The following is a 21,028-nucleotide window of genomic DNA, read 5'->3' as shown; positions in this document are numbered from 1 at the left end:
TATCATGCGTCGATCACTCGAAGGACTGACGAGGCATATCGTGGAATTACATCATGTCGATACCGGCGGCGAAGGGCGCCCGCTGGTCGTTCTGCACGGCTTGTTCGGCAGTGCCGACAACTGGCGCTCGCACGTCAAGCAGTGGCGGGCGCAGCGTCGCGTGATCGCCGTGGACCTGCGCAACCATGGCAAGTCGCCGCATGCGTCGGGCATGCGGTATGCCACTCAGGCCGAGGACGTCGAAGCGTTGCTGGAGGCGTTGAACATCGAGCGCTGCGACCTGCTGGGCCACTCGATGGGCGGCAAGGTCGCCATGACCCTGGCGCGTCAGTCGCCGGCGCGTGTCGCACGCCTGATCGTTGCCGATATCGCGCCGATCGCCTATCAGCACGGTCATGATGCGATCTTTCGTGCCATGCGCGCCGTCGAGGCGCGTCCCCCGGCGGACCGCAAGGCGGCGGACAGGATCATGGCGGAGTTCATCGAGACGCCGGCGACACGCATGTTCCTGGCCACCAACCTGGTGCGTGGCGAGGATGAGCGTCTGGTGTGGCGCGTGGGACTCGATCAGATCGAGGAGGACTATGCCAGCATCGTGGCCGTGCCGGATGGTGACGGCGCCTACGAGGGGCCGGCGCTGGTGCTGCGCGGCGGGCGCTCCGATTACGTGAGCGACGAGGCGCTGCCGGCGGTCGAGGCCGTGCTGCCAAGGGCGCATGTCGAGACGCTGGCGGAGGCCGGGCATTGGCTGCATGCCGAACAGCCGGAGGCCTTTCAGTCGGCCATGTCGCGCTTTCTGGCGGCGGAATGAAGGCAGCGGCATGGAGCGCACAGCGCTCCATGTCCATGCCGTGTCGAATCAGGGGCGATTGAGGTCGACGGCGAGGCGCGACAGCGGACTCTTGGCCTTGATCTGGCCGCGCTCGAGAAGGAATGCCTCGAAGGCTTCGTAGCGTTGTCCATCCAGCGCGGCAGGGCGCAGGGCGAAGCGTGGCAGCGTGTTCTCCCAGGCCTTGCGGTTGACCGGTGTGTCCAGCGCCGGATCGTAGGCCTTGAAGGCTTCCCAGCCCTCCTCGGGGTGATTGATGATCCAGGCCGTGGCCTCGCCGATGGCGGCCATGAAACGCGCATAGGCAGCGCGATGGGCATCCAGCGTGTCGCGGTTGGCCACGAAGATCAGCTCGTCGTAGGTGGGAACGCCTTCTTCCTCGATATAGAACGCCCGGCCCTCGACGCCTTCCTGAGCCATCTGTGCCAGCTCGAAGTTGCGAAACGCACCGGTGATGGCGTCGACCTTTTCTCCGATCAAGGCCGGCGTCAGCGCGAAATTGACGTTGACCATCTCGACGTCCTCGGGCGCGACCCCATTGTGTTCGAGCATGGTGTTGAGCAGCACTTCCTCGACTCCGCCCACGGAATAGCCGATACGCTTGCCGGCCAGATCCGCCATGCTTTCGATGCCGCTGTCGGCGCGTACCAGCGTGGCATTGAGAGGCGTTGCCACCAGCGTGCCCACGCGCACCAGGGGGAGGCCCTGGTCGACTTGCAGGTGCAGCTGGGGCTGGTAGCTGAGTGCCAGGTCGATCTTGCCTGCCGCGACCAGCTTGGGCGGTACGCTCGGGTCGGCGGGGGAGATGAGTTCGACGTCCAGTCCGTGATCCTGGAAGAGGCCGCGCTGTTTTGCGATGACCAATGGCGCATGCGTGGGGTTGGTGTACCAGTCGAGCATCACTTTCAGCGAGTCGGACGTGTCGGTGCCGTCGCGCTCCTCGGCGGCCAGCGCCGGGCCGGACAGCACGAGCAAGAGGGCGAGACACGCGCCCATGAAGCGGTGGGTCATGGAGGTCATGCGTTATTCTCCTGCGAGTTGTTGCCCCGATAGCGAGGGGGCGTTTCGTTATCGTGAATGCCCCGCGAGACGGCTCGCCGGGCGAGGTTCATTGCTTCAGCCTTGGGCGCTGGTGCGGTCCTCATGCCATGGCATCAGGTGGCGCATCAGGGCGTCCATGGCGAAATAGAGCGCCACGCCGAAGGTGACGAGGATCAGCAAGGCGGCGAACATCAGGTCGACTTGCATGCGTGCATTCGCGTTGAGCATCAAGTATCCCAATCCTTGGCTGGAGCCGACCCATTCGCCGATCACGGCACCGATGGGGGCGGCGCTGGCGGCCATGCGCATGCCGGATGCCAGGGCCGGCAGAGCCGCGGGCAATTGAATGCGCAGCAGTCGACGGCGGCGGTCGGCGCCCAGGGTCTGTGCCAGGTCCAGCCACCCCTGCGGGGTCTGGCGCAAGCCGTCGTAACATGTCGAGGCGACCGGAAAATAGATGATCAGGGTCGCCATGACGATCTTGGCGGTCATGCCGTAACCCAGCCATAGCATGAGAATCGGGGCCAGGGCGAACAGCGGAATGGCCTGGCTGATCAACAGGATCGGCAGCAAGGTTCGCCTGAGGCCATGAAAGCGGGCCAGGGCGAGCGCGGTGAGCAAGCCGCTGAGGCAGCCGATGAACAGGCCGGCGACGATCTCGATCACGGTGATGCCGGTATGATGCCAGAGTAACTGATGATGGGCGGCGAGGGCTTGCACCACGGCGAGCGGGGACGGCAGTACGTAACCCGGCACGCCGGTGGCGACGACGAGTCCTTGCCATAGCCCTAGCAGGGCAACGAGGCCGAGCATGGCCGGCCAGAGGCGCTTGAGAAGTGTCATGCTCGGCTCCCGGCGGTGAGCGGGGCATGCAGGCGCGCTACCAGGCGTGGCTGCAGGCGCAGCATGTCGGGGGCTTCCAGCGCGCGTGGTCGCTGGCCGGGAGGGACGTCGAAGTCACTCAGCGTGGCCGGTTGCCCGGCGAGAATCAGGATGCGATCGCTCAGGCGCAAGGCTTCGAGCGGGTCGTGGGTCACCAGGATGACCGTGCGGCCGGCCAGCAGTCGTGCGGCGAGTTCGTGCAGTTCAAGGCGCGTGATGGCATCGACGGCGGAAAAGGGCTCGTCCATCAAAACGACGGGCGCATCCTCGAAGAGCGTGCGCGCCAGGGCCACGCGCTGACGCTGGCCGCCGGAGAGGGTCTTGGGCCAGTCTCGGGCCTTGTCGGCGAGACCGACGTCGTCGAGCAAGGAAAATGCCCGCTGGCGGTCCGCCGGGGAAGGGCGTCCGCGCAAGGCCGGGCCGAGCAGGACGTTATCGACGACGGTGCGCCACGGCAACAGCTGATCCTGCTGCGCCATCCAGGCCAGCCGGCCGGTGAGGGGGCGGGCGTCGTCGGTGGTCAGCGTCAGCTCGTGGGTATCGGGCAAGGGCAGGTCGGCGATCATGCGCAGCAGGGAACTCTTGCCGCTGCCGCTGCGCCCGAGCAGCCCGGTCCAGCTGCCGGGGGCGAACTCGACGGTCAGGCCATCGAACAGCCATTGTCCTGCAAAGGCGAGTCGTGCCTGGGCGAGGGAAAAACCGAGGGACGTCATCAAGGCTCCATAAGGGGCGAAGGACGTGCCGACGGCACGCTCTGGCGTTTCCTCCGCCGGTGTTAACCGGATCAGGTTCCAGGGTTGCGCCGGGCGCTCTCAGCCCGCCACGGTCGGCGGGCACCCCTATCCAGAGACGATTATTGTATCCTGTCGGCTCGGGAGCTGCCCAGTGCCATGTGGCCGAGTGTACCGCTTGAGCGCAGGCTGCCAACGATCGGACAAAGCGTAGGAGCGTGCATGTATCCCGATTCCGAACTCACGCATCGTGTCGAGGTGTTCACGGGGCACGCGCTGTCGCCCCTGCCGCTCGCGTGGGATGACAGTGCCAACTGGCTGTGGCGGACCGCCGGCGAATCGCCGCAACTCCTCAAGCTGGCGCGCACGCATCCGGAGCACGATCCTTTCTGGAAGGGCATGCGTGAGCTGTTCGGCTTCGACCGCTGGCGCTGTCCGGAGACCATGACGCGGCTGGCAGGAGCCCTGCCGGCGCATCTGCCGATGCTCCCGCTGCCGATGACGTATCTCGGGACCCTGCAGCACGCGCCGTTGTGGAGTCTGCCGTGGAGCGACGGCAAGGCGGCGCGGATGGGGCCGGTCTTCGCCGAGTTGCTGGGCAGCCAGCTGGGCCACCTGCATCGCGAGACGGTCTCGGGGTGGGGGCATCCTCTGGAAAAGGTTCACCCACTGGCCGAGTGGCCGCGGCATGCGCGTGACTTTCTGCGCCAGCACCCGCGCTGTGGTGAGCTTCCGACGTTTCCGGCATTTCCCATTCCGTCACGGGCGGTTTGGTGTCTGCCCGATGTGCGCGCCGATCAGTACCTGAGCGGTGCCACGGGATGGCTGTGGAGCGACTGGGAGGCGTTGACATGGGCGCCGCTCGAGTTCGATCTGTGCCTGGCCGAGATGCTCATCACGACGTGTGCCGAGCGCGATGCCTTTTTGGCCGCCTATCGACGCGAGTCGCCATGCGTGTCGCTGTCGGCCTATCGCCAGGGCATGCGGGCGTTGATCTGGGTCATGCGTCTGCACGGCGACGTGGACTGGCATCATGTCGTCTCGCACCCCGATTGGTTAACGCAGGTGCCGGCATGAAGCAGCATGACATGGCATACTAGGTCCTTGAATTTCAGGAACTTGAGTTTCAGGAGATAACCGCGAGCCGTGGATACCATCAACAGCCTTTTCTTGTTTTCGGGTTTCTTGATCGCGCTGAGCATCGTGGCAAGCCGCGTCTCGTCGCGGATCGGCGTACCGCTGTTGGTGCTGTTCCTGGTGCTGGGCATGCTGGCCGGTGAGGAAGGCGTGCTGGGAATCGAGTTCGACGACTACTCCCTGGCATACCTCATCGGGCATCTGGCGTTGGCGATGATCCTGCTCGACGGCGGCTTGCGGACACGCCTCAAGACGTTCCGGGTGGGGCTCAAGCCGGCGCTGTCGCTGGCCACGCTTGGGGTGTTCGTCACCAGCGGGCTCGTCGGCCTGTGCGCCATGTGGGTGTTCGATCTGTCTCTGGTCGAAGGCCTGCTGGTGGGGGCGATCGTCGGATCGACGGATGCCGCCGCGGTCTTCTCGATGCTGGCCGGACAAGGGGTGACCCTCAACGAGCGGGTGGGGGCGACGCTCGAAATCGAATCGGGCACCAACGACCCCATGGCGATCTTCCTCACGATCACGCTGGCCGAGATTCTGGTGGGCAGTGTGGGCGGGGTCTGGCAAACGCTGATGATGTTCGCCTCGCAGTTCGGGCTGGGCCTCGTGTTCGGCGTCGGTGGTGGCTGGCTGGCCGCCAAGCTGCTGCGCTGGCTCGATCTCGCGCCCGGGCTCTATTCCTTGCTGGCGCTTGCCCTGGGCTTTTTGATCTTCGGGGTGACCAGCGTGGCGGGCGGCAGCGGCTTTTTGGCGATCTACCTGGCGGGTCTGATGATCGGCAACCAGCCGGGACGGCATCTGACCCATATCCTGCCGGTTCACGATGGGCTGGCCTGGTTGAGCCAGATCGGCCTCTTTCTGGTGCTGGGGATGCTGGTGACGCCCAGCGAGATGATCGACTATGCCGTGCCCGGCGCGGTATTGGCACTGGGCCTGATCTTCGTGGCGCGGCCGCTGGCGGTGCTGATCTCGCTCAAGCCGTTCTTCAGCTTCCGGTGGCGGGAAATCGGTTTCATTTCCTGGGTCGGGCTGCGCGGCGCGGTGCCCATCGTGCTGGCGATCTTTCCGGTCATCGCCGGGGTCGAAAACGCGACGCTGTACTTCAACGTGGCGTTCTTCGTGGTCCTGATATCATTGTTGATGCAAGGCGCGTCACTGGCGCGGGTGGCACGCCTGATGCGCGTCGAGGTGCCGGCAGGCGCCACGCCCAACCGCCGTGGTCCGCTGGGCGTGCTGCCCGAAAACGATTACGAGATGTTCGTCTACAAGGTGGAGAACGAAGCGCTGGAAGACGTCCCCATCCGGCTGCTGCGGTTTCCCTCCGGGGCCCTGATTTCCGGGCTGTTTCGTCAGCATGCGATGTTGCACGCCAAGGGCAGCACGCGGCTGAAGCTCAATGACGTCATCTGCGTCATCGGGCGCAGCGATGACTTGCCGGCGCTCAACCGCCTGTTCAACGGCGACGCCACCCTCAAGCGTGAAAGGGCGTTCTTCGGTACGTTCACGCTGGATGGAGAAGCCATGATGAGCGATGTGGCGGACGCGTACGGTCTGACGTTGAGCCCCGGTGAGCGGGACATGACGCTGGGCGAATTCGTGGCGCTACGCGTCGGTGGGCATCCCGTGGTGGGGGACGACGTCGATTGGCATGGCTTTCATTGGGTGGTCAATGCCGTGCAGGGCAATCGCGTGACGCGGGTCGGGCTCAGGCTCTATCACTGAAATATCGTCATCGATGCGTTCAGGGACCACGCAAGTGGTGTCATCTTGTTCTACGCTGCTTGAATTACCTTTGCTCGCGGAGTTTTTCATGTCCATGCCTCATCGACGCCTTTATCGCTGTCGCGCGTGTCAGGTCGAAGTGTTCATTCAGGCAACGCGCCGCCCGCTGGAATCGCGTTGTCCCGAGTGCGATGCACGGGACTTCGAGAGCGTCGCCCAGGCGGGATCACATCCGCGTGCCACGGTGGATGAGCTGCTGGCCAAGGCGCTGGACAGAGAACGCCGGAATCCCGCGGACATGCCCGGTGAAGTGGAGGACGTCGATGTCCATTGAGGGCGGACGTCACGATTAGACAGGAGTGCGTCGCGTGATTCAGCGCCACGACGCCAACCATCAAGGCCGCGATTTTTTCGTCGGCGATGTCCACGGTCAACTGGCTCTGCTGCAGACCGAACTCGAGGCGGTCGGTTTCGATCGTAAGCGGGATCGCCTGTTCAGCGTGGGGGACTTGATCGATCGAGGCAGCGAGAGCCTGGCTTGCCTGTCGCTTGCGCTCGAACCCTGGTGCCATGCGGTATGCGGCAATCACGAGATGCTGGCCTTCGATGCCCTCCTGGGCGAGAACCGGGGTAGCCCGCAGGCACACGACGCCTGGATGATCAACGGGGGCACCTGGGCCATGACAGCAGCGCACGGCGAAGTGCGCGCGATGCTGCAGCGCGCGCTGCCTCACCTGCCTTACGCGAGAGAGGTCATGGTCGAGGGACGGCGTGTGGGCATCGTCCATGCCGAGCCCCCCGCCGACTGGCGAGATGTCATGCCGCCCTCGCAGGCCTTGCTGTGGGGGCGTACTCGTATCATGAAAGGCGATGAAACGCCGGTGAAGGGAATCGACGCGGTGGTCGTGGGACACACCATCGTCCAGCGGCCGATGCGCCTGGGCAACGTCCACTATATCGACACCGGCGCGTTCAATACCGGCAAGCTGACGTTGATCGAGGCGCGCGACTTGCTGCGCGAAGACGCGTGATGCTGAGCGTGTATTGCACCGCGAAGGCGGGTGAAGGGCCCGAAATGAAAAAACGCCCCGAGACCAGTCAGCTGCTGAAATCTCGGGACGCTTTGATGTGGTGGCGGAGGGACAGGGATTCGAACCCTGGGTAGGCTATAAACCTACGCCGGTTTTCGAGACCGGTACATTCAACCACTCTGCCATCCCTCCGGCTTACGGCGCATACATTACTATCATGTGCTGAGGAGTCAAGCGTCTTTCACAGGAGGGAGCATGAAAAACGCCCCGAGATCAGTGGTTTACTGAAATCTCGGGGCGCTTGAATGTGGTGGCGGAGGGACAGGGATTCGAACCCTGGGAAGGCGTTAACCTTCGCCGGTTTTCAAGACCGGTGCATTCAACCGCTCTGCCATCCCTCCGGCTTACGGCGCAATATACTACCATCGTTTGCTGTTGCGTCAAGAGTCTGTCGTGCTTTCAAGGAGTTAAAACAACGCCCGGGCGTTGAAGATGTGCCTTGCAGTGGGAACCTTGGCGGGGCATTCTAGGTCTACATTTATATTTCCAGCGCCACCGAGGAGAGAGATCCCATGGCATACCGTACGTCGCAAATCGCCGGTCACGAGACGCGATCGGTAAGCACCAACAAGGTGCTGCGCAACACTTACATGCTCTTGGCCATGACATTGCTGTTTTCCGCCGTGACGGCGGGAACGGCCATGGCCATGGGAATCGGGCAGATGAATATCTTCGTCTTCCTGATCGGCGCCTATGGCTTGATGTTCCTGGTGCACAAGACAGCCAACTCGGCGGCGGGGCTTCTGTCGATCTTCGCCTTCACCGGTTTCATGGGCTTCACGCTGGGGCCGATGTTGAGCCTCTATCTGTCGCTGCCCAATGGTCCCCAGCTGGTCATGACCGCTCTGGGGATGACCGGGGCCACCTTCATCGGCTTGTCCGCGGTGGCACTGATCACGCGCAAGGATTTCAGCTTCCTGGCCAACTTCATGATCGCCGGTGCGATCGTGCTGGTACTGGCCATGGTCGTGGCGATGATCTTCAACATCACCGCGCTGGCCCTGGCGGTGTCCGCTGGCTTCGTGCTGTTTTCCTCGGCCGCGATCCTGTATCAGACCAGTGAAATCATCCACCGCGCGGGCGAGACCAACTATATCCTCGCCACCATTACCCTGTTCGTCTCGATCTACAACCTGTTCGTCAGCCTGTTGTCCATCCTGGGCTTCGTGTCGAACGACTGATGCATCGGCGAGCGTTCAACGCTTGCAACGATCGGGCCCGCACCTCGTTTGGTGCGGGCTTTTTTGATGCGCGACGGCTGGCGTCAGCCGCGCCATAGCTGAAGCAGTGGGTCGGCAAGACCGTACCAGCGGGCATAGAAGATGCTTCGGCGGCGGGCGTTGGCCAGCGCCGTCGTGTCCAGGGTATCGACGATGTCATGACGCAGGTGCGCAAGGCTGCCGATCTCGCATCGCTCCCGCTTGCCCCGGGCCGGCTGGGAGGCGGCGGGGGCAAGGGTTGATGCGGAGGTCGTCAGTGTGTCGGCAATGCCCGCAGAAGGCGGCATGGCGCGATGCCGGGGTAGCGCTGTGGTGAGCAGAGTGACGGTCATGATCTTGACCTCTACGAGTCAGCGGTGGGCGTGTCCGTACGGAAGCGACACATTCACTTTCAATTTAGCTGGATTTCGTTACGTCTGACGGGCGTTTCACGGGAACCTTGACGATGCTCAGCCTTTGCTGTGTGGCCCGGTAGAGACGCATAAAAAAGCCGCCAGGGAGCGGCGGCAAGGTTGGGGATGCTGCATAGCGGAGATATGGCAGATCATCGAAGCGAGCTAAGGCATGCGATATGTTAGCTTGTTAAAAATATACTAGCTAATATGACGTGCGTCAATGTCCACGCCGACATGGAGCCGGCATTTGCCTTGACCGGGCCGTGTCGAGGACAATATTCGTCCATCCATACCTTGGTGGTGGGGAGCAAGCGATGCGATACGCATTACTCGTGCTGGGAGGACCGTACACTCATCAGGCGGCGCATTCCGCATTGCGCTTCGCGCATGCCGCGATCGCCCGTGGACACCGTGTCGATACGGTCTTTTTCTATCACGATGGGGTCTACAATGCCTCGCATCTGGCGGCACCGCCCCAGGACGAGCCGCATCTGGTCGATGCATGGCGCGCGCTGCATCGGGAACATGGCACGACGCTCCAGGTCTGCGTGGCCGCGGCATTGCGGCGAGGTGTGCTCGACGCCAGCGAGGCCGAGCGTCACGGCAAGACGGGCGCGAGCCTGGAGCCACCCTTCGAATTGACCGGACTCGGGCAGTTGCTCGATGTCGAGCGGACGCATGAGCGCTTGTTGACGTTCGCGCCTTGAACGTCGGCCGTACACCTTCATGTCAGGGAGAATCGTCATGTCAGAACGTGCCGAGGCCGAGCACGGCGACTTGCTGGTGATACTGCGTCATGCACCGCATGGCAGCCTGTGGCTGCGCGAGGCTCTCGACCTGGCCCTGGTCGGCGCGGCCTTTGGTCAGTCGGTATCGCTGTTGCTGATGGGCGATGGCGTCTGGGCACTGCTCCCGGGACAGGGTCAGGGCCCCTTGGGACAGAAGGGCACGCAGAGCACCTTCGACATGCTCGAGATGTATGATATCGAGCGATTGTATGTCGATGCCTCGGCGTTGGCGTCACGCGGTCTGGCGCCGGATGACTTGCTGCTGCCGGTCATCCCTGTGGACGCGGCGAGGTTGCCGGCCGTGCTGGCCGGTCACCGCCAAATTTTCAATTTCTGAACGCTGCCGTGTTGATCGCCAACTGGGCAGCGCCGTGAGGAGACATCCGCGAATGTTGTTGCACTTGCTCAATCGTGCCCCGAGCTCGAGCCACGTCCCCCGGGACGTGCTGCGCGCGATGGGGGCGGAGGATAGATTGATGCTGATCGAGGACGGCGTCTATGGGGCGTTGAATGCCCAGGTGCAACATCTGCCGGGCCTGGAAGGCCGGCTTTTCGCATTGCGCGAGGATCTGGAATCGCGCGGGCTGGCGGGGCGCTGCGATGCCAGCGTGACGATCGTGGACATGGACGGCTTCGTGGCCTTGACCGAAGAAGCCCAGCGCACGGTGAGCTGGTTCTGATGGCAACGACACGACCCGCACGTTACCTCATCGTGGAAGGCCGCGAGATCGCGCTCGATCCGGAAGGATTCCTGGTCGACCTCTCGGTCTGGACGCCTGCCGTGGCCGATGCTCTCGCCGCCGAGGAAGGCCGGACGCTGACTGCCGAGCACTGGGAGGTGCTCGACGTATTGCGGGATTTCTATGCGCGTTATGAAAACGCGCCCGCCATGCGGCCGCTGGTCAAGGCGGTGGGGCAGGCGCTGGGCCCCGAGAAGGGGCGCTCCTTGCACTTGATGAGGCTCTTCCCCGACAGCCCGGCCAAGGTCGGGGCTCGCCTGGCCGGGCTTCCCAAGCCCACCAACTGTCTGTGACGACGATCGCCTTCACGGCGATTGTCCTTAACCACCATCTCTGGGACGCTGATGAATTTTCTTGCCCATGCCTGGCTGGCGCGTGGCGGCAATGACGCCTTTCTCTACGGCAATATGATTGCCGATGGCGTCAAGGGAGATCCCGGCGCCGGGTGGCCGGCGGAGATCGCCCGCGGGATTCGCCATCACCGTCGCGTGGATGCCTGGGTCGACGCTCATGCCGTGATTCGCGAGGTGCGAGCGCGTGCCCCGCGTCCCCAGCGGCGCGTCGTGGGGATCGCGCTGGACCTGGTGTGGGATCATTTCGTGGCGCGCGATCATGCCGATGCTGCCCTGATCGCGCGCTGTTACCGGGTTCTGGAGAGCCAGGGGACGGCTCCCGATCGCTTGGCGCCGATGATCCCCGTCCTGATCGAGGATGACTGGCTGACACGCTATGCCGATTTCGAGTTCACCTGTCGTGCCATTGCCGGCCTGGGGCGTCGCTTGAGCGGCCCCAATCGGCTCGCCGAGCTGGTGCCCTGGTTGCGCACCGATTATTCCGCGCTGGAGCGAGACTTCCTGCAACTCTGGCCGGCGCTCAATCAGGCATTGAGCGCCGACTAGATCTCGCCTTCAGTCGCCTTGGCGTTTCTTTCACAGCCTGGCAAGAGGCTTTTCCGGTGCCGTCATCATCGGGGGAATGCGTTCTCACTCCGTGAGCCATAGACATTCCACCTGCTCGCCTGCTCGCACGGTCGTGTGCTCGGGGATGACGGCCAGGGCATCCGCCTCGAGGCACGAGGACAGCACGGCGGAGTTCTGATCGGCGAAGGCATGCGCGATGACGCCCTCGGGTGTGAACTCGAGCCCCACGCGCATGTAGTGGCGACGCGCCTGGGTGCGCGTCTCGAAGTCGGCACGCGCCCAGAGTCGCGGCAGCGTGGCCATGCGCGGACAGGCAAGAAAGGCGCCGATCAGCGGGCGCAGATAGACCCAGGCGCCCACGAAGCACGACACGGGATTGCCGGGGAGCCCCACCACCCGCGTCTCGCCGATCCGCCCCAAGGCCAGCGGCTTGCCAGGGCGCATGGCCAGCTGCCAGAGGTCGAGTCGTCCCAGGGATTCCAGGGCGTGCTTGACGTGGTCTTCCTCGCCGACGCTGACGCCACCGGTGGTGACGATGATATCCGCACAGGCGGCGGCGTCGCCCAACAGGCGCTGGGTGGTCGCGAAGTCGTCGGCGACGTGTTCGCGCATGACCAGGTCGGCGCCGAAGCGCTCGAGCAGGCGCGACAGCATGGGGCGATTCGAATTGTGAATCTGTCCCGGTGCGAGCGTCTGGCCGGGCTCGACGATCTCGTCCCCGGTGGAAAGCAGGGCGATGCGAGGGCGGCGGTGGACGGCGACCTGGGTAATGCCTTGTCCGGCCAGATGCCCCAGCGCCGCGGCCTCCAGGCGTGTGCCGGCCTCCAGCAAGGGGGTGCTGGCTCGTACATCGCGCCCGCGGCGACGCACGTTGTCACCGCATTCGATATCGTCGGGAATGATGGCCAGCTGCTCATGCATCGTCACGCGTTCTTGCATGACCACCGTGTCGGCGCCCGGCGGTATTTCACCGCCGGTGAAGATGCGTGCGCAGGTACCGCTGGCGAGCGGCTCGGGGGCATGGCCGGCGGCGACCCGTTGGCTCACCGGCAAGGCCTGGCCGGCATCGGCGTGGCGCAGCGCATAGCCGTCCATGGCGCTGTTATCGGCCGGCGGCACGTCGAGACGCGCGGTGACGGTTTCCGCCAGGACGCGGCCGGCGGCTTGCGTGCAGTCGATCCATTCGGGCTCGCTCGGGCTCACGCCGTCCAGCAGTGCCGACAGCGCACGTTCGACGCTTTGCAGCTCAGCCATGCTGACCTCTTCCGGGAATCACGAGATTGGCGAAGTTGCAGGGCTTGTGACGGCTGTCGAGCTGTTCGTGAAGGATGCCGTCCCAGGCGGTACGGCACGCCCCCGTGGATCCCGGGAGGCAGAACACCACGGTGGCGTTGGCCAGGCCTCCCAGGCAACGGCTTTGCACCGTGGAACTGCCGATTTCCTGCCACGAGAGATGGCGAAACAGTTCGCCGAAGCCTTCGATGTGCTTGTCGAGCAGGACCTCGATCGCTTCGGGCGTGGAGTCGCGCCCGGTGAAGCCCGTGCCACCGGTGGTGACGATGACTTGCACATCCTCATCGGCAATCCATTGGGCAACGACCGCGCGGATACGATAGACGTCATCCGCGACGATGCGCTTTTCGACCAGCGTGTGGCCGTCGCGCTCGAGGCGTTCGACCAGGGCGTCACCGGAGCGGTCGGTCGCGGCGGTGCGGGTGTCGGAGACGGTCAGCACCGCGATCTTGAGAGGAATGAAGGCGGCCTCGCTCATGCCTGGGTGTCCTTCTTGCGCTGTTGGCGGGCTTCCAGGGCCGCGAGCTGCTCGGGCGTGGCAGGGGCCTGGTAGAGCGCTTTCCATTCGCTGTAGGGCATGCCGTAGACGTGTTCGCGGGCCGTTTCGTAGTCGAGTTCGATTCCCCGCTGTTCGGCGGCGGCTACCAGCCATTTGGAAAGACAGTTACGGCAGAAGTCGGCCAGGATCATCAGGTCGATGTTCTGCACGTCCTTGTTGGCATCGAGGTGATCGAGCAACTGACGAAAGGCGGCCGCTTCGAGTTCGGTGCGCGTACCGGCGTCGATGTGTTGCATGGGAAAGCCTCCTCGCGGGATCTATGGGGTGGTAGGACATCTGCCTGCATCATATCAAAGAGCGACACCGCCCGGGGGCGGTGTCGTCTTGCTGTCGGGGTACGGCATGGCGTTCAGTTGGGCCGGTGAGCCGTCGCCGTGTCGTCCGCGACGGGAGGGTCGCTTTGCTGAGGCTGGCCGGCATTGGCCTTGACTTCTTCGTACCACAAATTGTGGTGCTGCTTGGCCCAGGTTTCGTCGACATAGCCGGTGGCCATGCCTTCCAGGGCGCCCTCGGTCCCCAAGGTCCCGATGTAGATGTGGCCGAGCGCGACGGTCATCAGGATCAACGAGGTCACGGCATGGAACATGTTGGCCCACTGCATGTTGTCACGCGTCTGTCCGAAGATCGGGAAGTCGAGCACGAGGCCGCTGACCACGACCACCAGGCCCACGCTGGCCAGCAACCAGAACCAGACCTTCTCGCCGGCGTTGGCGAAGCCTGCGTCCGGGTGCTTGTTGCCGACCATGCCGCCGCCTTGCTTGAACCACTCCCAGTCGTGCTTCTTGGGCAGGTTGACCTTGAGCCACTTGGCGAGCATGACGATCAGCAGGATGCCGAAGACCGGGCCCGCGTAGTTGTGGATCAGCTTGGAGCCCATGATCATGTTGGCCCAGAAGACATCGCCGAAGATGTGACGGAACACGAACTTGCCGTACAGCAGGTTCAGGCCGGTCAGCGAGAGAGCGATGAACAGCGTGGCCACGGTCCAGTGCAGCGAGCGCTCGAGTACCGTCCAGCGCAGGATCTTGCGTCCCGTGCGCTCGTGGTCGAGGTCGTTGCGACCGACGATCAGGTAGAAGATCACCAGGATGGCGAGCATGCCGCCGACCGCGATGAGACCGGCCGGAGAAATCCACTCGTTGCGGACCTGGCGCCAGGTCTCGCCGCTGGGGTTGATCAGGTTGTAGGTCGAGTCGTGGCGCGAATCGATGAAGTTCTCGCCACTCTTGACCTGCCGCCAGGTGTCGGCGTCGACCGTGCCGACCGCCTGCCCGATCTCTTCATCGGGTTCGGCCGCCGTTGCGGGTGGGGCCAGGCCGGCGGCCAGCACCGCCAGCAACAGCACCGCACCGATCATACGCAGCCGCCATAGGCATTGCATGAGTGTGTGCATGAGCGCTCTCCTCACCCTTCACGTGTGGCGCGGGTGGCGTCGTAGGCCATCTCGTCGAGATTGGCCGAGACATCTGGGCCCGCATTCTGCGCTTTTTCGACCGACGACCAGCCGCCGTCCTCGTGGCCGCGATAGACCACTCGCTGACGAAAGATGTCGGAAATGGTCTGTGCATCACCGGCGAGCAACGCCTTGGTGGAGCACATCTCGGCGCATAGCGGCAGCTTGCCCTCGGCAATGCGGTTGGCGCCGTATTTCTCGTACTCCTCTTCCTTGGTCTCGGCGGGACCGCCGGCGCAGAAGGTGCACTTGTCCATCTTGCCGCGCTCGCCGAATGCCTCTTCCTTGGGAAACTGCGGCGCGCCGAAGGGGCAGGCGTAGAGGCAGTAACCGCAGCCGATGCAGATGTCCTTGTCGTGCAGGACGATGCCGTCATCGGTCTTGTAGAAACAGTCGGTCGGGCACACCGCCATGCACGGGGCGTCGTCGCAGTGCATGCAGGCCACGGAAATCGAGACCTCCGAGGGCATGCCGTCGTCCAGGGTGACCACGCGACGACGCTGGATGCCCCAGTCGGTCTCGTTGGCGTTCTTGCAGGCCGTGACGCAGCCGTTGCATTCGATGCAGCGTTCGGCGTCGCAAAGGAATTTCATTTGAGCCATGGTGTTCTCCTCTTGCCGATGAGGCGCGTGGCCTCATCGGCGTTTCAAGCATCGTCGGGTCAGGCGGAGGCTTTTTCGATCCGGCACAGGGTGCACTTGGTTTCCTGCATCAGGGTCACCGGATCGTAGCCGTAGGTCGTGGCGGTATTGGCCGCTTCGCCGAGCACGTACGGGCGCGCGCCTTCGGGGTACTTGTCGGCCAGGCTCTCGCCCTGATAGACACCGCCGAAATGGAAGGGCATGAAGGCCACGTCACGTGCGACACGCGGCGTCACCATGGCCTTGACCTTGACCTTGCCGCCCTCGGGACCGTGGACCCAGACCATGTCGTCGTTCTTGATGCCCAGGTCGTTGGCCTGCGCCGGGTTGATCTCGACGAACATCTCCTGCTGCAGCTCGGCGAGCCACGACATGGAGCGTGTTTCCTCGCCACCGCCTTCGTACTCGACCAGACGTCCCGAGGTGAGGATGATCGGGAACTCCTTGCTGAAGTCCTTCTCCTGAATCGAGCGATACAGCGTCGGCAGACGGAACAGCGATGCCTTGTCGTCCCAGGTCGGGTACTCGTCGGCGAGATCGCGCCGGCTGGTATAGAGCGGTTCGCGATGCTTGGGCACTTCATCCGGGAAGGTCCAGACCCGGCAGCGGGCCTTGGCGTTGCCGTAGGGCGCGCAACCGTGCGCGATGGCTACGCGCTGAATCCCGCCGGACAGGTCGGTCTTCCAGTTCTTGCCCTCCGCGGCGGCTTTTTCCTCGGCGGTGAGGTCGTCCCACCAGCCCAGCTGCTTGAGCATGTCGGAGGTGAACTCGGGATATCCGTCGTTGAGTTCCGAATCCTTGGAGTAGGAGCCATCGGCGAGCAGTGGTTGCCCTTCATGCTCGATGCCGAAGCGGGCGCGGAACGGCATGCCACCCTCGGCGACGCTCTTGCTGATGTCGTAGAGGTTGGGCGAGCCCGGGTGTTTCATGCCGGGCTTGCCCCAGCACGGCCACGGCAGGCCGTAGAAGTCGCCATCCGAGGGGCCGCCTTCCGCCTTCAGGGTATCGAAGTTGAAGGTGTGCCAGTTCTTCTGGTGTTCCTTGAGGCGCTCGGGGCTTTGCCCGGTATAGCCCACGGTCCACATGCCCGCGTTGATCTCGCGCAACACGTCCTCGATGACCGGACGGCCGTCCTCGATGGCGAAGTTGCGGGTGAACTCGTCGCCGAAGCCCAGCTTCTGGGCCATGAGATACATGATCTCGTGGTCGGGCTTGGAATCGAACATGGGTTCGATGACCTGATCGCGCCATTGCAGGGAGCGATTGGTGGCGGTCACGCTACCGGTGGTCTCGAACTGCGTGGCCGCGGGCAGCAGGTACACGCCATCCGTGCGGTCGTGCATGACGGCAGCGACGGTGGGGTAGGGATCGACCACGACCATCAGTTCGAGCTGACTCATGGCCTTTTTCATTTCCGGGCCGCGGGTCTGGGAGTTGACCGCGTGCCCCCAGTAGAACATCGCCTTGAGGCTGGAGCGCTGAGCGATGTGCTCGTCTTCCTCGAGGACCCCGTCGACCCAGCGCGAGACGGTGATGCCGTTGGAGTTCATCGGCAGGGCACCGTTGTATTCGGTCTGGTCGTAACGGTTCTTGATCCACTCGTAATCGACGTTCCAGACCTTGGCCCAGTGCTGCCAGGCGCCTTCGCTGAGCCCGTAGTAACCGGGCAGCGAGTCGGAGCCCAGCCCCAGGTCGGTCGCGCCCTGGACGTTGTCGTGACCACGGAAGATGTTGGCACCGCCGCCGGAAACGCCGATATTGCCCAGCGCCAGCTCGAGAATGCAGTAGGCACGAGTGTTGTTGTTGCCGGTGGTGTGCTGGGTCCCGCCCATGCACCACACTACGCAGCCGGGGCGATTCTCGCTGATGCGCTTGGCGACATCGTACATGTCGGCTTCGCTGACGCCGGTGATGCGCTCTACCACGTCCGGCGTGAACTGGGCGACTTCACGGCGCACTTCGTCCATGCCGAACACGCGCTGATCGATGAACTGCTGGTCTTCCCAGCCGTTTTCGAAGATATGCCAGAGCAGGCCCCAGATGTAGGCCACGTCGGACCCCGGACGCAGACGCACGTACTTGTTGGCCTTGGCCGCGGTACGCGTGAAGCGCGGGTCGACGACGATGATCTGCGCCTGATTGCGCTCCTTGGCATGCAGGATGTGCTGCATGGCCACCGGGTGCGCTTCGCTGGGGTTGGAGCCGATGAACAGGATCGACTTGCTGAAGTGCATGTCGTTCAGCGAGTTGGTCATCGCCCCGTATCCCCAGGTATTGGCCACGCCCGCCACGGTGGTGGAGTGGCAGATGCGTGCCTGGTGATCGGTATTGTTGGTGCCCCACAGCGAGGCGAGCTTGCGCATCAAGTAGGCTTGTTCATTGCTGAACTTGGCCGAGCCCAGCCAGTAGACGCTGTCGGGGCCGTGCTGTTCGCGCAGTTCCAGTACCTTGTCGCCGATCTCCTCGATGGCCTGGTCCCACTCGAGGCGCTGCCACTTGCCGTCGACCAGCTTCATGGGATACTTCAGGCGCTGGGTGGAGTGCCCGTGCTCGCGCAGCGAGGCGCCCTTGGCGCAATGCGCGCCCCGATTGATGGGGTGATCGAACGCCGGTTCCTGCTTGGTCCAGACGCCTTCCTGCACCTCGGCGTAGACGCCGCAGCCGACCGAGCAGTGCGAGCAGATGGTGCGCTTGGTTTCGACGGGGGCATCGGAATAGGCCGTCTTTTCCTTGGCACTGGCCGCCTGCATCATGCCATGGCCCATGAAGCCGGCCGCGGCGAGACCGCCGGTTGCCACGCCGCTGCGCTGGAGGAATTGGCGGCGGCTGATGCCGAGACCGCCCTGGCCGGCGGGTTGGGAGGATTTTCGAGTCAATCGCATGGTTATGTCCTCAGTTCCGGTTCTCTCGACCGTTTAGTCGCGCAAGGTGGCGTAAAACGCTTTGACGTGATCGGTCTCGCGGTACGTCGTTTCGTTGTTGTCGGGCGCGTCCTGTTCTTCGTTCGACTGCGCCTGCGCCAGCGTGACGTGACCGACGGCCACGGCGGCACCGGCGGCCACCGTGCCAAGACCGACATTGCGCAAGAAGCGCCGCCGGGCAGGATTGTTCGACGCGTTGTTGTTCGACTCTTTCATGGGACGACTCCTGTGGTCACTGCGCACCGTATCGGCGCCATCAGGCGGGCGGTGTGCGTCATGGGTGCAGGTCATGTGTGGGTATCCCCGTCACTGAACTTGGCCCCTTCACCAAGCGTAGCGGGGGCGGGGGAAAACGTGACGACTTGTGCGTCGGGATCGCTCTGCAGCTGATTGTCCTCGCGGGAAAGAAAGGCCTCTCCCAGGGCGCCGACGCTGGCATAGAAAGGATCCTCGACCTGGGCGAGATCGCGCATGAAGCGCAGTGCCCAGGGGCTCAAGTGGCGCTTGAAGAACGCTGCCTGAGCCTCGGCCCGGGTGTCGATGAGCATGGCCATGACTTCGCACATCGCGGAGAAATGGTCCTCGGGCTCCTTGACGTGTGCAGCCCGCTCGAAGCCCAGATGCTTGAGGTCATGGCGCAGTGCCACCAGGGGCATTTCCATCAGCGAACCGGTGAGATACCAGGAGGCATACGGCACGAGCTGTCCCTGGATCACGCCGATCAGCAGGCCGAAATGCACATCGTGCAAGGTGCCCGGGTGCGCGTGCCGCGCCGCCAGCGACAAGGAGGCCCAGTGCCGCTTGAGGGGCGATCCCTCGTCGTCGGGCTCCAGCGTGGCGAGGAACGCGAGCAGTTCCTCGTTGGGCGATTCGCGGACCAGGCGCGCCAGCAGCAGGTAGATGTCCGCCCGCAGCGCATTGCGTTCCTCGAGTGCCGCGGAGAGCGAGGCGGGCGCCTGGGTCGACTGCGTATCGGCATGCTCGGATGTGGTCATGGTCATACCTTGAGCTGAGCGTTGGGGTCACGCGCCATGTCGTGCCAGATATCCTTGACGCGGCAGTCTTCGCACATCTCGAGACGCTTGATGGCGTCGCCGGCGAAATAAGGGTGCGCGGCCAGCTTCTGCTTGATCGAGGCGATGGTGCTGGCGGTGGCGAAAGGCTTGCCGCAGCTGATGCACTCGAAGGGGGGCTCCTCCTTGACCGTCGCGACGCGGTTGCGCGGCTCGGGGGCGGCCATGAAGCCGGGATGCAGCGCAATGACCTGCTCGGGACATGCGGTCTCGCACAATCCGCACTGCACGCAGGCGCTTTCCTGAAAATTGAGGGCTGGCGACTGTCCGGGGCTGCTGAGCGCCTGGGTGGGGCAGACCGCCACGCAGGCCATGCACAGCGTGCAGTTGTCGGTATCGATGTCGAGGGTGCCGAAAGGTGCGCCCGCCGGCATGGCGACACGCGTCTCCCGGGGCGCGCCGTGCGCGGCGAGGAAGTCGAGAATGGCGTTGAGCGCCTCGCGCTTGCCGTGGGGCCGTGCCGCGTCGAGACGTGTCGCGAGGGGCGCGACGCTCGGCAAGGCATCGCGCGCGTCGGCGTCGCCGGCGTCGAGTGGCACCAGGCGGCGGGTGTCGTGGCCCAGGGCCTCGAGCATGGCGGTGGCCTGCGCGTGCTGATCGCGTACCAGGCTCGCCAGTGACGGCGGCAGGGCATCATGCATGACGATGCGCACCTCGGCGGCGCCCCGGGCAATGGCGCCGAGCCAGTGATCCAGCCCCGCCGCGCCGAGCTCCTCGAGGGGCACGTCGAGCACATGGCCTGCGGGGGCGTCGGGCTCGCTGGCCTGAGTCTCCTGATCCAGGAAGCGCACGACGGCGGTGTCGCCTCCTTCGGCATGGTACGTCGCCAGCAGGCGCGTGATGTAATCGTCCAGGCGCTCCGGCGTGGGCAGCGCATAGCGAATGGCCCCGGTGGGGCAGGCACTGGTGCAGCTCCCCGCGCCGTGACAGCGGAACGGGTCGATGACGATCTCCTGCTTGACGCTGGAGATGGCGTCGGCAGGGCATACGTCGAGACACCGGGTGCAGCCGCTCTGGCCGCGGCCCGCATGGGCGCAGAGGGCGGCGTCGATCTGGAAATAACGGGGCTTCTCGAATTCGCCGATGCATTCCTGCAGGTCGCCCAGGGCTTGTTCCAGCGATGTCGTCGCCGTCACGCGGTGGTAACCCGGCGGGGGGAGCTCGTAATGCATCAAGGGCGACGCGCCGAGATCGAGCACGGCGTCGAAGTGGTCACGGCCGATCGTCGCCTTGGAGAGGAGGGGACCATTCTCGCCGGCGGTCATGCGAAAGGCGCCGAGATAGCCCTCCAGCCGCGGTGCATCGCAGGCGATGTAATGCGCGTTGGCGATGTCGGATGCCTCGTCACCGTCCTCCTGCGTCGCGATCAGCGTCACGCTGGCGAGTTCGCTGTCCGCAAGCCGGCCGGCCGCCCGGCGAATCGCGTCCGCCGGGCCCACGATGGCGACATGACCGTGGCTGACGTAGCTCACGGTGGGCGGGGCGAGATTCTGCGGCCATGATACCTGCTGCAGAGCAGCCTCTCGGGCAGCGGCGTTGCGCGCGTCGTCGTTCAGCGCTCGCGTATCAATGAACTGGGGCATGTCACCTCATCA

24 protein-coding genes, 2 tRNA genes and 1 riboswitch are annotated in these 21,028 nt (G+C 64.4%); of the genes, 11 read left to right on the top strand and 15 right to left on the bottom strand.

Going from position 1 to position 21,028, the window contains the following annotated elements; translation table 11 throughout:
- Positions 1-4: 4 nt before the first annotated feature.
- Positions 5-811: an alpha/beta fold hydrolase gene (locus CSAL_RS09830; RefSeq protein ID WP_011507233.1), complete on the top strand. Its 807-nt coding sequence runs from the start codon at positions 5-7 to the stop codon at positions 809-811.
- A 48-nt stretch (positions 812-859) separates the two neighbouring features.
- Here the strand turns inward: CSAL_RS09830 and CSAL_RS09825 are convergent, their stop codons facing one another.
- From CSAL_RS09825 to CSAL_RS09815, 3 genes are all read right to left on the bottom strand, one after another.
- Complete coding sequence (locus CSAL_RS09825) at positions 860-1,849, bottom strand: ABC transporter substrate-binding protein (RefSeq protein ID WP_011507232.1); 990 nt, start codon at positions 1,847-1,849, stop codon at positions 860-862.
- A 96-nt stretch (positions 1,850-1,945) separates the two neighbouring features.
- Positions 1,946-2,713, bottom strand: a complete 768-nt coding sequence (locus CSAL_RS09820; RefSeq protein WP_011507231.1) for an ABC transporter permease — start codon at positions 2,711-2,713, stop codon at positions 1,946-1,948.
- The gene (locus CSAL_RS09815; RefSeq protein WP_011507230.1) at positions 2,710-3,465 is read right to left on the bottom strand and encodes an ABC transporter ATP-binding protein; all 756 of its coding nucleotides are present in this window, start codon (positions 3,463-3,465) and stop codon (positions 2,710-2,712) included. Before CSAL_RS09815 ends, CSAL_RS09820 begins: the two co-directional genes overlap by 4 nt.
- A 31-nt stretch (positions 3,466-3,496) precedes the next feature.
- Positions 3,497-3,603, bottom strand: a riboswitch (TPP riboswitch).
- 102 nt (positions 3,604-3,705) lie between these two features.
- Here CSAL_RS09815 and CSAL_RS09810 point away from each other — a divergent pair.
- The 4 genes from CSAL_RS09810 (at position 3,706) to CSAL_RS09795 (ending at position 7,370) form a co-directional block, all read left to right on the top strand.
- Positions 3,706-4,560 carry a hypothetical protein gene (locus CSAL_RS09810; RefSeq protein WP_043558329.1) on the top strand — a complete coding sequence of 285 codons (855 nt, stop codon included), beginning with the start codon at positions 3,706-3,708 and terminating at the stop codon, positions 4,558-4,560.
- Between the two features lie 69 nt (positions 4,561-4,629).
- Entirely contained in the window at positions 4,630-6,339 is a 1,710-nt protein-coding gene (locus CSAL_RS09805) for a potassium/proton antiporter (protein WP_011507228.1), read from the top strand.
- A gap of 88 nt (positions 6,340-6,427) precedes the next feature.
- Positions 6,428-6,673, top strand: coding sequence for a hypothetical protein (locus tag CSAL_RS09800; RefSeq protein ID WP_011507227.1), 246 nt, complete (start codon positions 6,428-6,430; stop codon positions 6,671-6,673).
- 34 nt (positions 6,674-6,707) lie between these two features.
- Positions 6,708-7,370, top strand: coding sequence for a metallophosphoesterase (locus CSAL_RS09795; RefSeq protein ID WP_011507226.1), 663 nt, complete (start codon positions 6,708-6,710; stop codon positions 7,368-7,370).
- Between the two features lie 101 nt (positions 7,371-7,471).
- On the opposite strand, the gene CSAL_RS09790 is transcribed toward CSAL_RS09795, so the two are convergent.
- A tRNA-Ser gene (locus tag CSAL_RS09790) sits at positions 7,472-7,562 on the bottom strand.
- 119 nt (positions 7,563-7,681) lie between these two features.
- Positions 7,682-7,771: transfer RNA gene (locus CSAL_RS09785), tRNA-Ser, on the bottom strand.
- 171 nt (positions 7,772-7,942) lie between these two features.
- Here CSAL_RS09785 and CSAL_RS09780 point away from each other — a divergent pair.
- Positions 7,943-8,611 carry a Bax inhibitor-1/YccA family protein gene (locus CSAL_RS09780; protein WP_011507225.1) on the top strand — a complete coding sequence of 223 codons (669 nt, stop codon included), beginning with the start codon at positions 7,943-7,945 and terminating at the stop codon, positions 8,609-8,611.
- An 83-nt stretch (positions 8,612-8,694) separates the two neighbouring features.
- Here the strand turns inward: CSAL_RS09780 and CSAL_RS09775 are convergent, their stop codons facing one another.
- Positions 8,695-8,982: a hypothetical protein gene (locus CSAL_RS09775; protein ID WP_011507224.1), complete on the bottom strand. Its 288-nt coding sequence runs from the start codon at positions 8,980-8,982 to the stop codon at positions 8,695-8,697.
- A gap of 377 nt (positions 8,983-9,359) precedes the next feature.
- Between CSAL_RS09775 and tusD the strand changes: the two genes are divergently transcribed.
- Genes tusD through CSAL_RS09750 form a run of 5 tightly spaced genes read left to right on the top strand, consistent with a single transcriptional unit; the run spans position 9,360 to position 11,472 of the window.
- Positions 9,360-9,752 carry a sulfurtransferase complex subunit TusD gene (gene tusD, locus CSAL_RS09770; protein WP_011507223.1) on the top strand — a complete coding sequence of 131 codons (393 nt, stop codon included), beginning with the start codon at positions 9,360-9,362 and terminating at the stop codon, positions 9,750-9,752.
- A gap of 37 nt (positions 9,753-9,789) precedes the next feature.
- The gene (tusC, locus tag CSAL_RS09765) at positions 9,790-10,170 is read left to right on the top strand and encodes a sulfurtransferase complex subunit TusC (RefSeq protein WP_011507222.1); all 381 of its coding nucleotides are present in this window, start codon (positions 9,790-9,792) and stop codon (positions 10,168-10,170) included.
- Between the two features lie 52 nt (positions 10,171-10,222).
- On the top strand, positions 10,223-10,513 hold the full coding sequence (tusB, locus tag CSAL_RS09760) for a sulfurtransferase complex subunit TusB (protein ID WP_011507221.1): 291 nt from the start codon (positions 10,223-10,225) through the stop codon (positions 10,511-10,513).
- Positions 10,513-10,866, top strand: coding sequence for a TusE/DsrC/DsvC family sulfur relay protein (locus CSAL_RS09755; RefSeq protein WP_011507220.1), 354 nt, complete (start codon positions 10,513-10,515; stop codon positions 10,864-10,866). Before tusB ends, CSAL_RS09755 begins: the two co-directional genes overlap by 1 nt.
- 51 nt (positions 10,867-10,917) lie before the next feature.
- Positions 10,918-11,472, top strand: a complete 555-nt coding sequence (locus CSAL_RS09750) for an acyl carrier protein phosphodiesterase (protein ID WP_011507219.1) — start codon at positions 10,918-10,920, stop codon at positions 11,470-11,472.
- Positions 11,473-11,556: 84 nt separating this feature from the next.
- On the opposite strand, the gene CSAL_RS09745 is transcribed toward CSAL_RS09750, so the two are convergent.
- The 9 genes from CSAL_RS09745 to CSAL_RS09705 all read right to left on the bottom strand — a co-directional run bounded on the left by CSAL_RS09745 (position 11,557) and on the right by CSAL_RS09705 (position 21,016).
- Entirely contained in the window at positions 11,557-12,747 is a 1,191-nt protein-coding gene (locus tag CSAL_RS09745; RefSeq protein ID WP_011507218.1) for a molybdopterin molybdotransferase MoeA, read from the bottom strand.
- Positions 12,740-13,264 carry a molybdenum cofactor biosynthesis protein B gene (moaB, locus tag CSAL_RS09740; RefSeq protein WP_011507217.1) on the bottom strand — a complete coding sequence of 175 codons (525 nt, stop codon included), beginning with the start codon at positions 13,262-13,264 and terminating at the stop codon, positions 12,740-12,742. The genes CSAL_RS09745 and moaB overlap by 8 nt, the downstream gene beginning before the upstream one ends.
- The gene (locus CSAL_RS09735) at positions 13,261-13,581 is read right to left on the bottom strand and encodes a DUF1244 domain-containing protein (protein WP_011507216.1); all 321 of its coding nucleotides are present in this window, start codon (positions 13,579-13,581) and stop codon (positions 13,261-13,263) included. Before CSAL_RS09735 ends, moaB begins: the two co-directional genes overlap by 4 nt.
- Positions 13,582-13,694: 113 nt before the next feature.
- Positions 13,695-14,738: a formate dehydrogenase subunit gamma gene (locus CSAL_RS09730; protein WP_011507215.1), complete on the bottom strand. Its 1,044-nt coding sequence runs from the start codon at positions 14,736-14,738 to the stop codon at positions 13,695-13,697.
- 11 nt (positions 14,739-14,749) lie between these two features.
- On the bottom strand, positions 14,750-15,400 hold the full coding sequence (fdh3B, locus tag CSAL_RS09725) for a formate dehydrogenase FDH3 subunit beta (RefSeq protein WP_011507214.1): 651 nt from the start codon (positions 15,398-15,400) through the stop codon (positions 14,750-14,752).
- A 59-nt stretch (positions 15,401-15,459) separates the two neighbouring features.
- Positions 15,460-18,321, bottom strand: coding sequence for a formate dehydrogenase subunit alpha (locus tag CSAL_RS09720; RefSeq protein ID WP_011507213.1), 2,862 nt, complete (start codon positions 18,319-18,321; stop codon positions 15,460-15,462).
- 33 nt (positions 18,322-18,354) lie between these two features.
- A complete protein-coding gene (locus CSAL_RS09715; protein WP_011507212.1) occupies positions 18,355-18,651 on the bottom strand; it encodes a twin-arginine translocation pathway signal in 297 nt (98 codons plus the stop codon).
- Positions 18,648-19,355 (bottom strand): TorD/DmsD family molecular chaperone, encoded by a 708-nt coding sequence (locus tag CSAL_RS09710; protein ID WP_011507211.1) that lies wholly within the window; start codon positions 19,353-19,355, stop codon positions 18,648-18,650. Before CSAL_RS09710 ends, CSAL_RS09715 begins: the two co-directional genes overlap by 4 nt.
- Before the next feature lie 2 nt (positions 19,356-19,357).
- A complete protein-coding gene (locus CSAL_RS09705) occupies positions 19,358-21,016 on the bottom strand; it encodes a 4Fe-4S binding protein (RefSeq protein ID WP_011507210.1) in 1,659 nt (552 codons plus the stop codon).
- Positions 21,017-21,028: the final 12 nt, after the last annotated feature.

This window comes from Chromohalobacter israelensis DSM 3043 (assembly GCF_000055785.1).
Taxonomy (GTDB): Bacteria; Pseudomonadota; Gammaproteobacteria; order Pseudomonadales; family Halomonadaceae; genus Chromohalobacter; species Chromohalobacter israelensis.
Note: the sequence above shows the minus strand (reverse complement) of the source record. Positions and strands in the feature narration are given on the sequence as shown.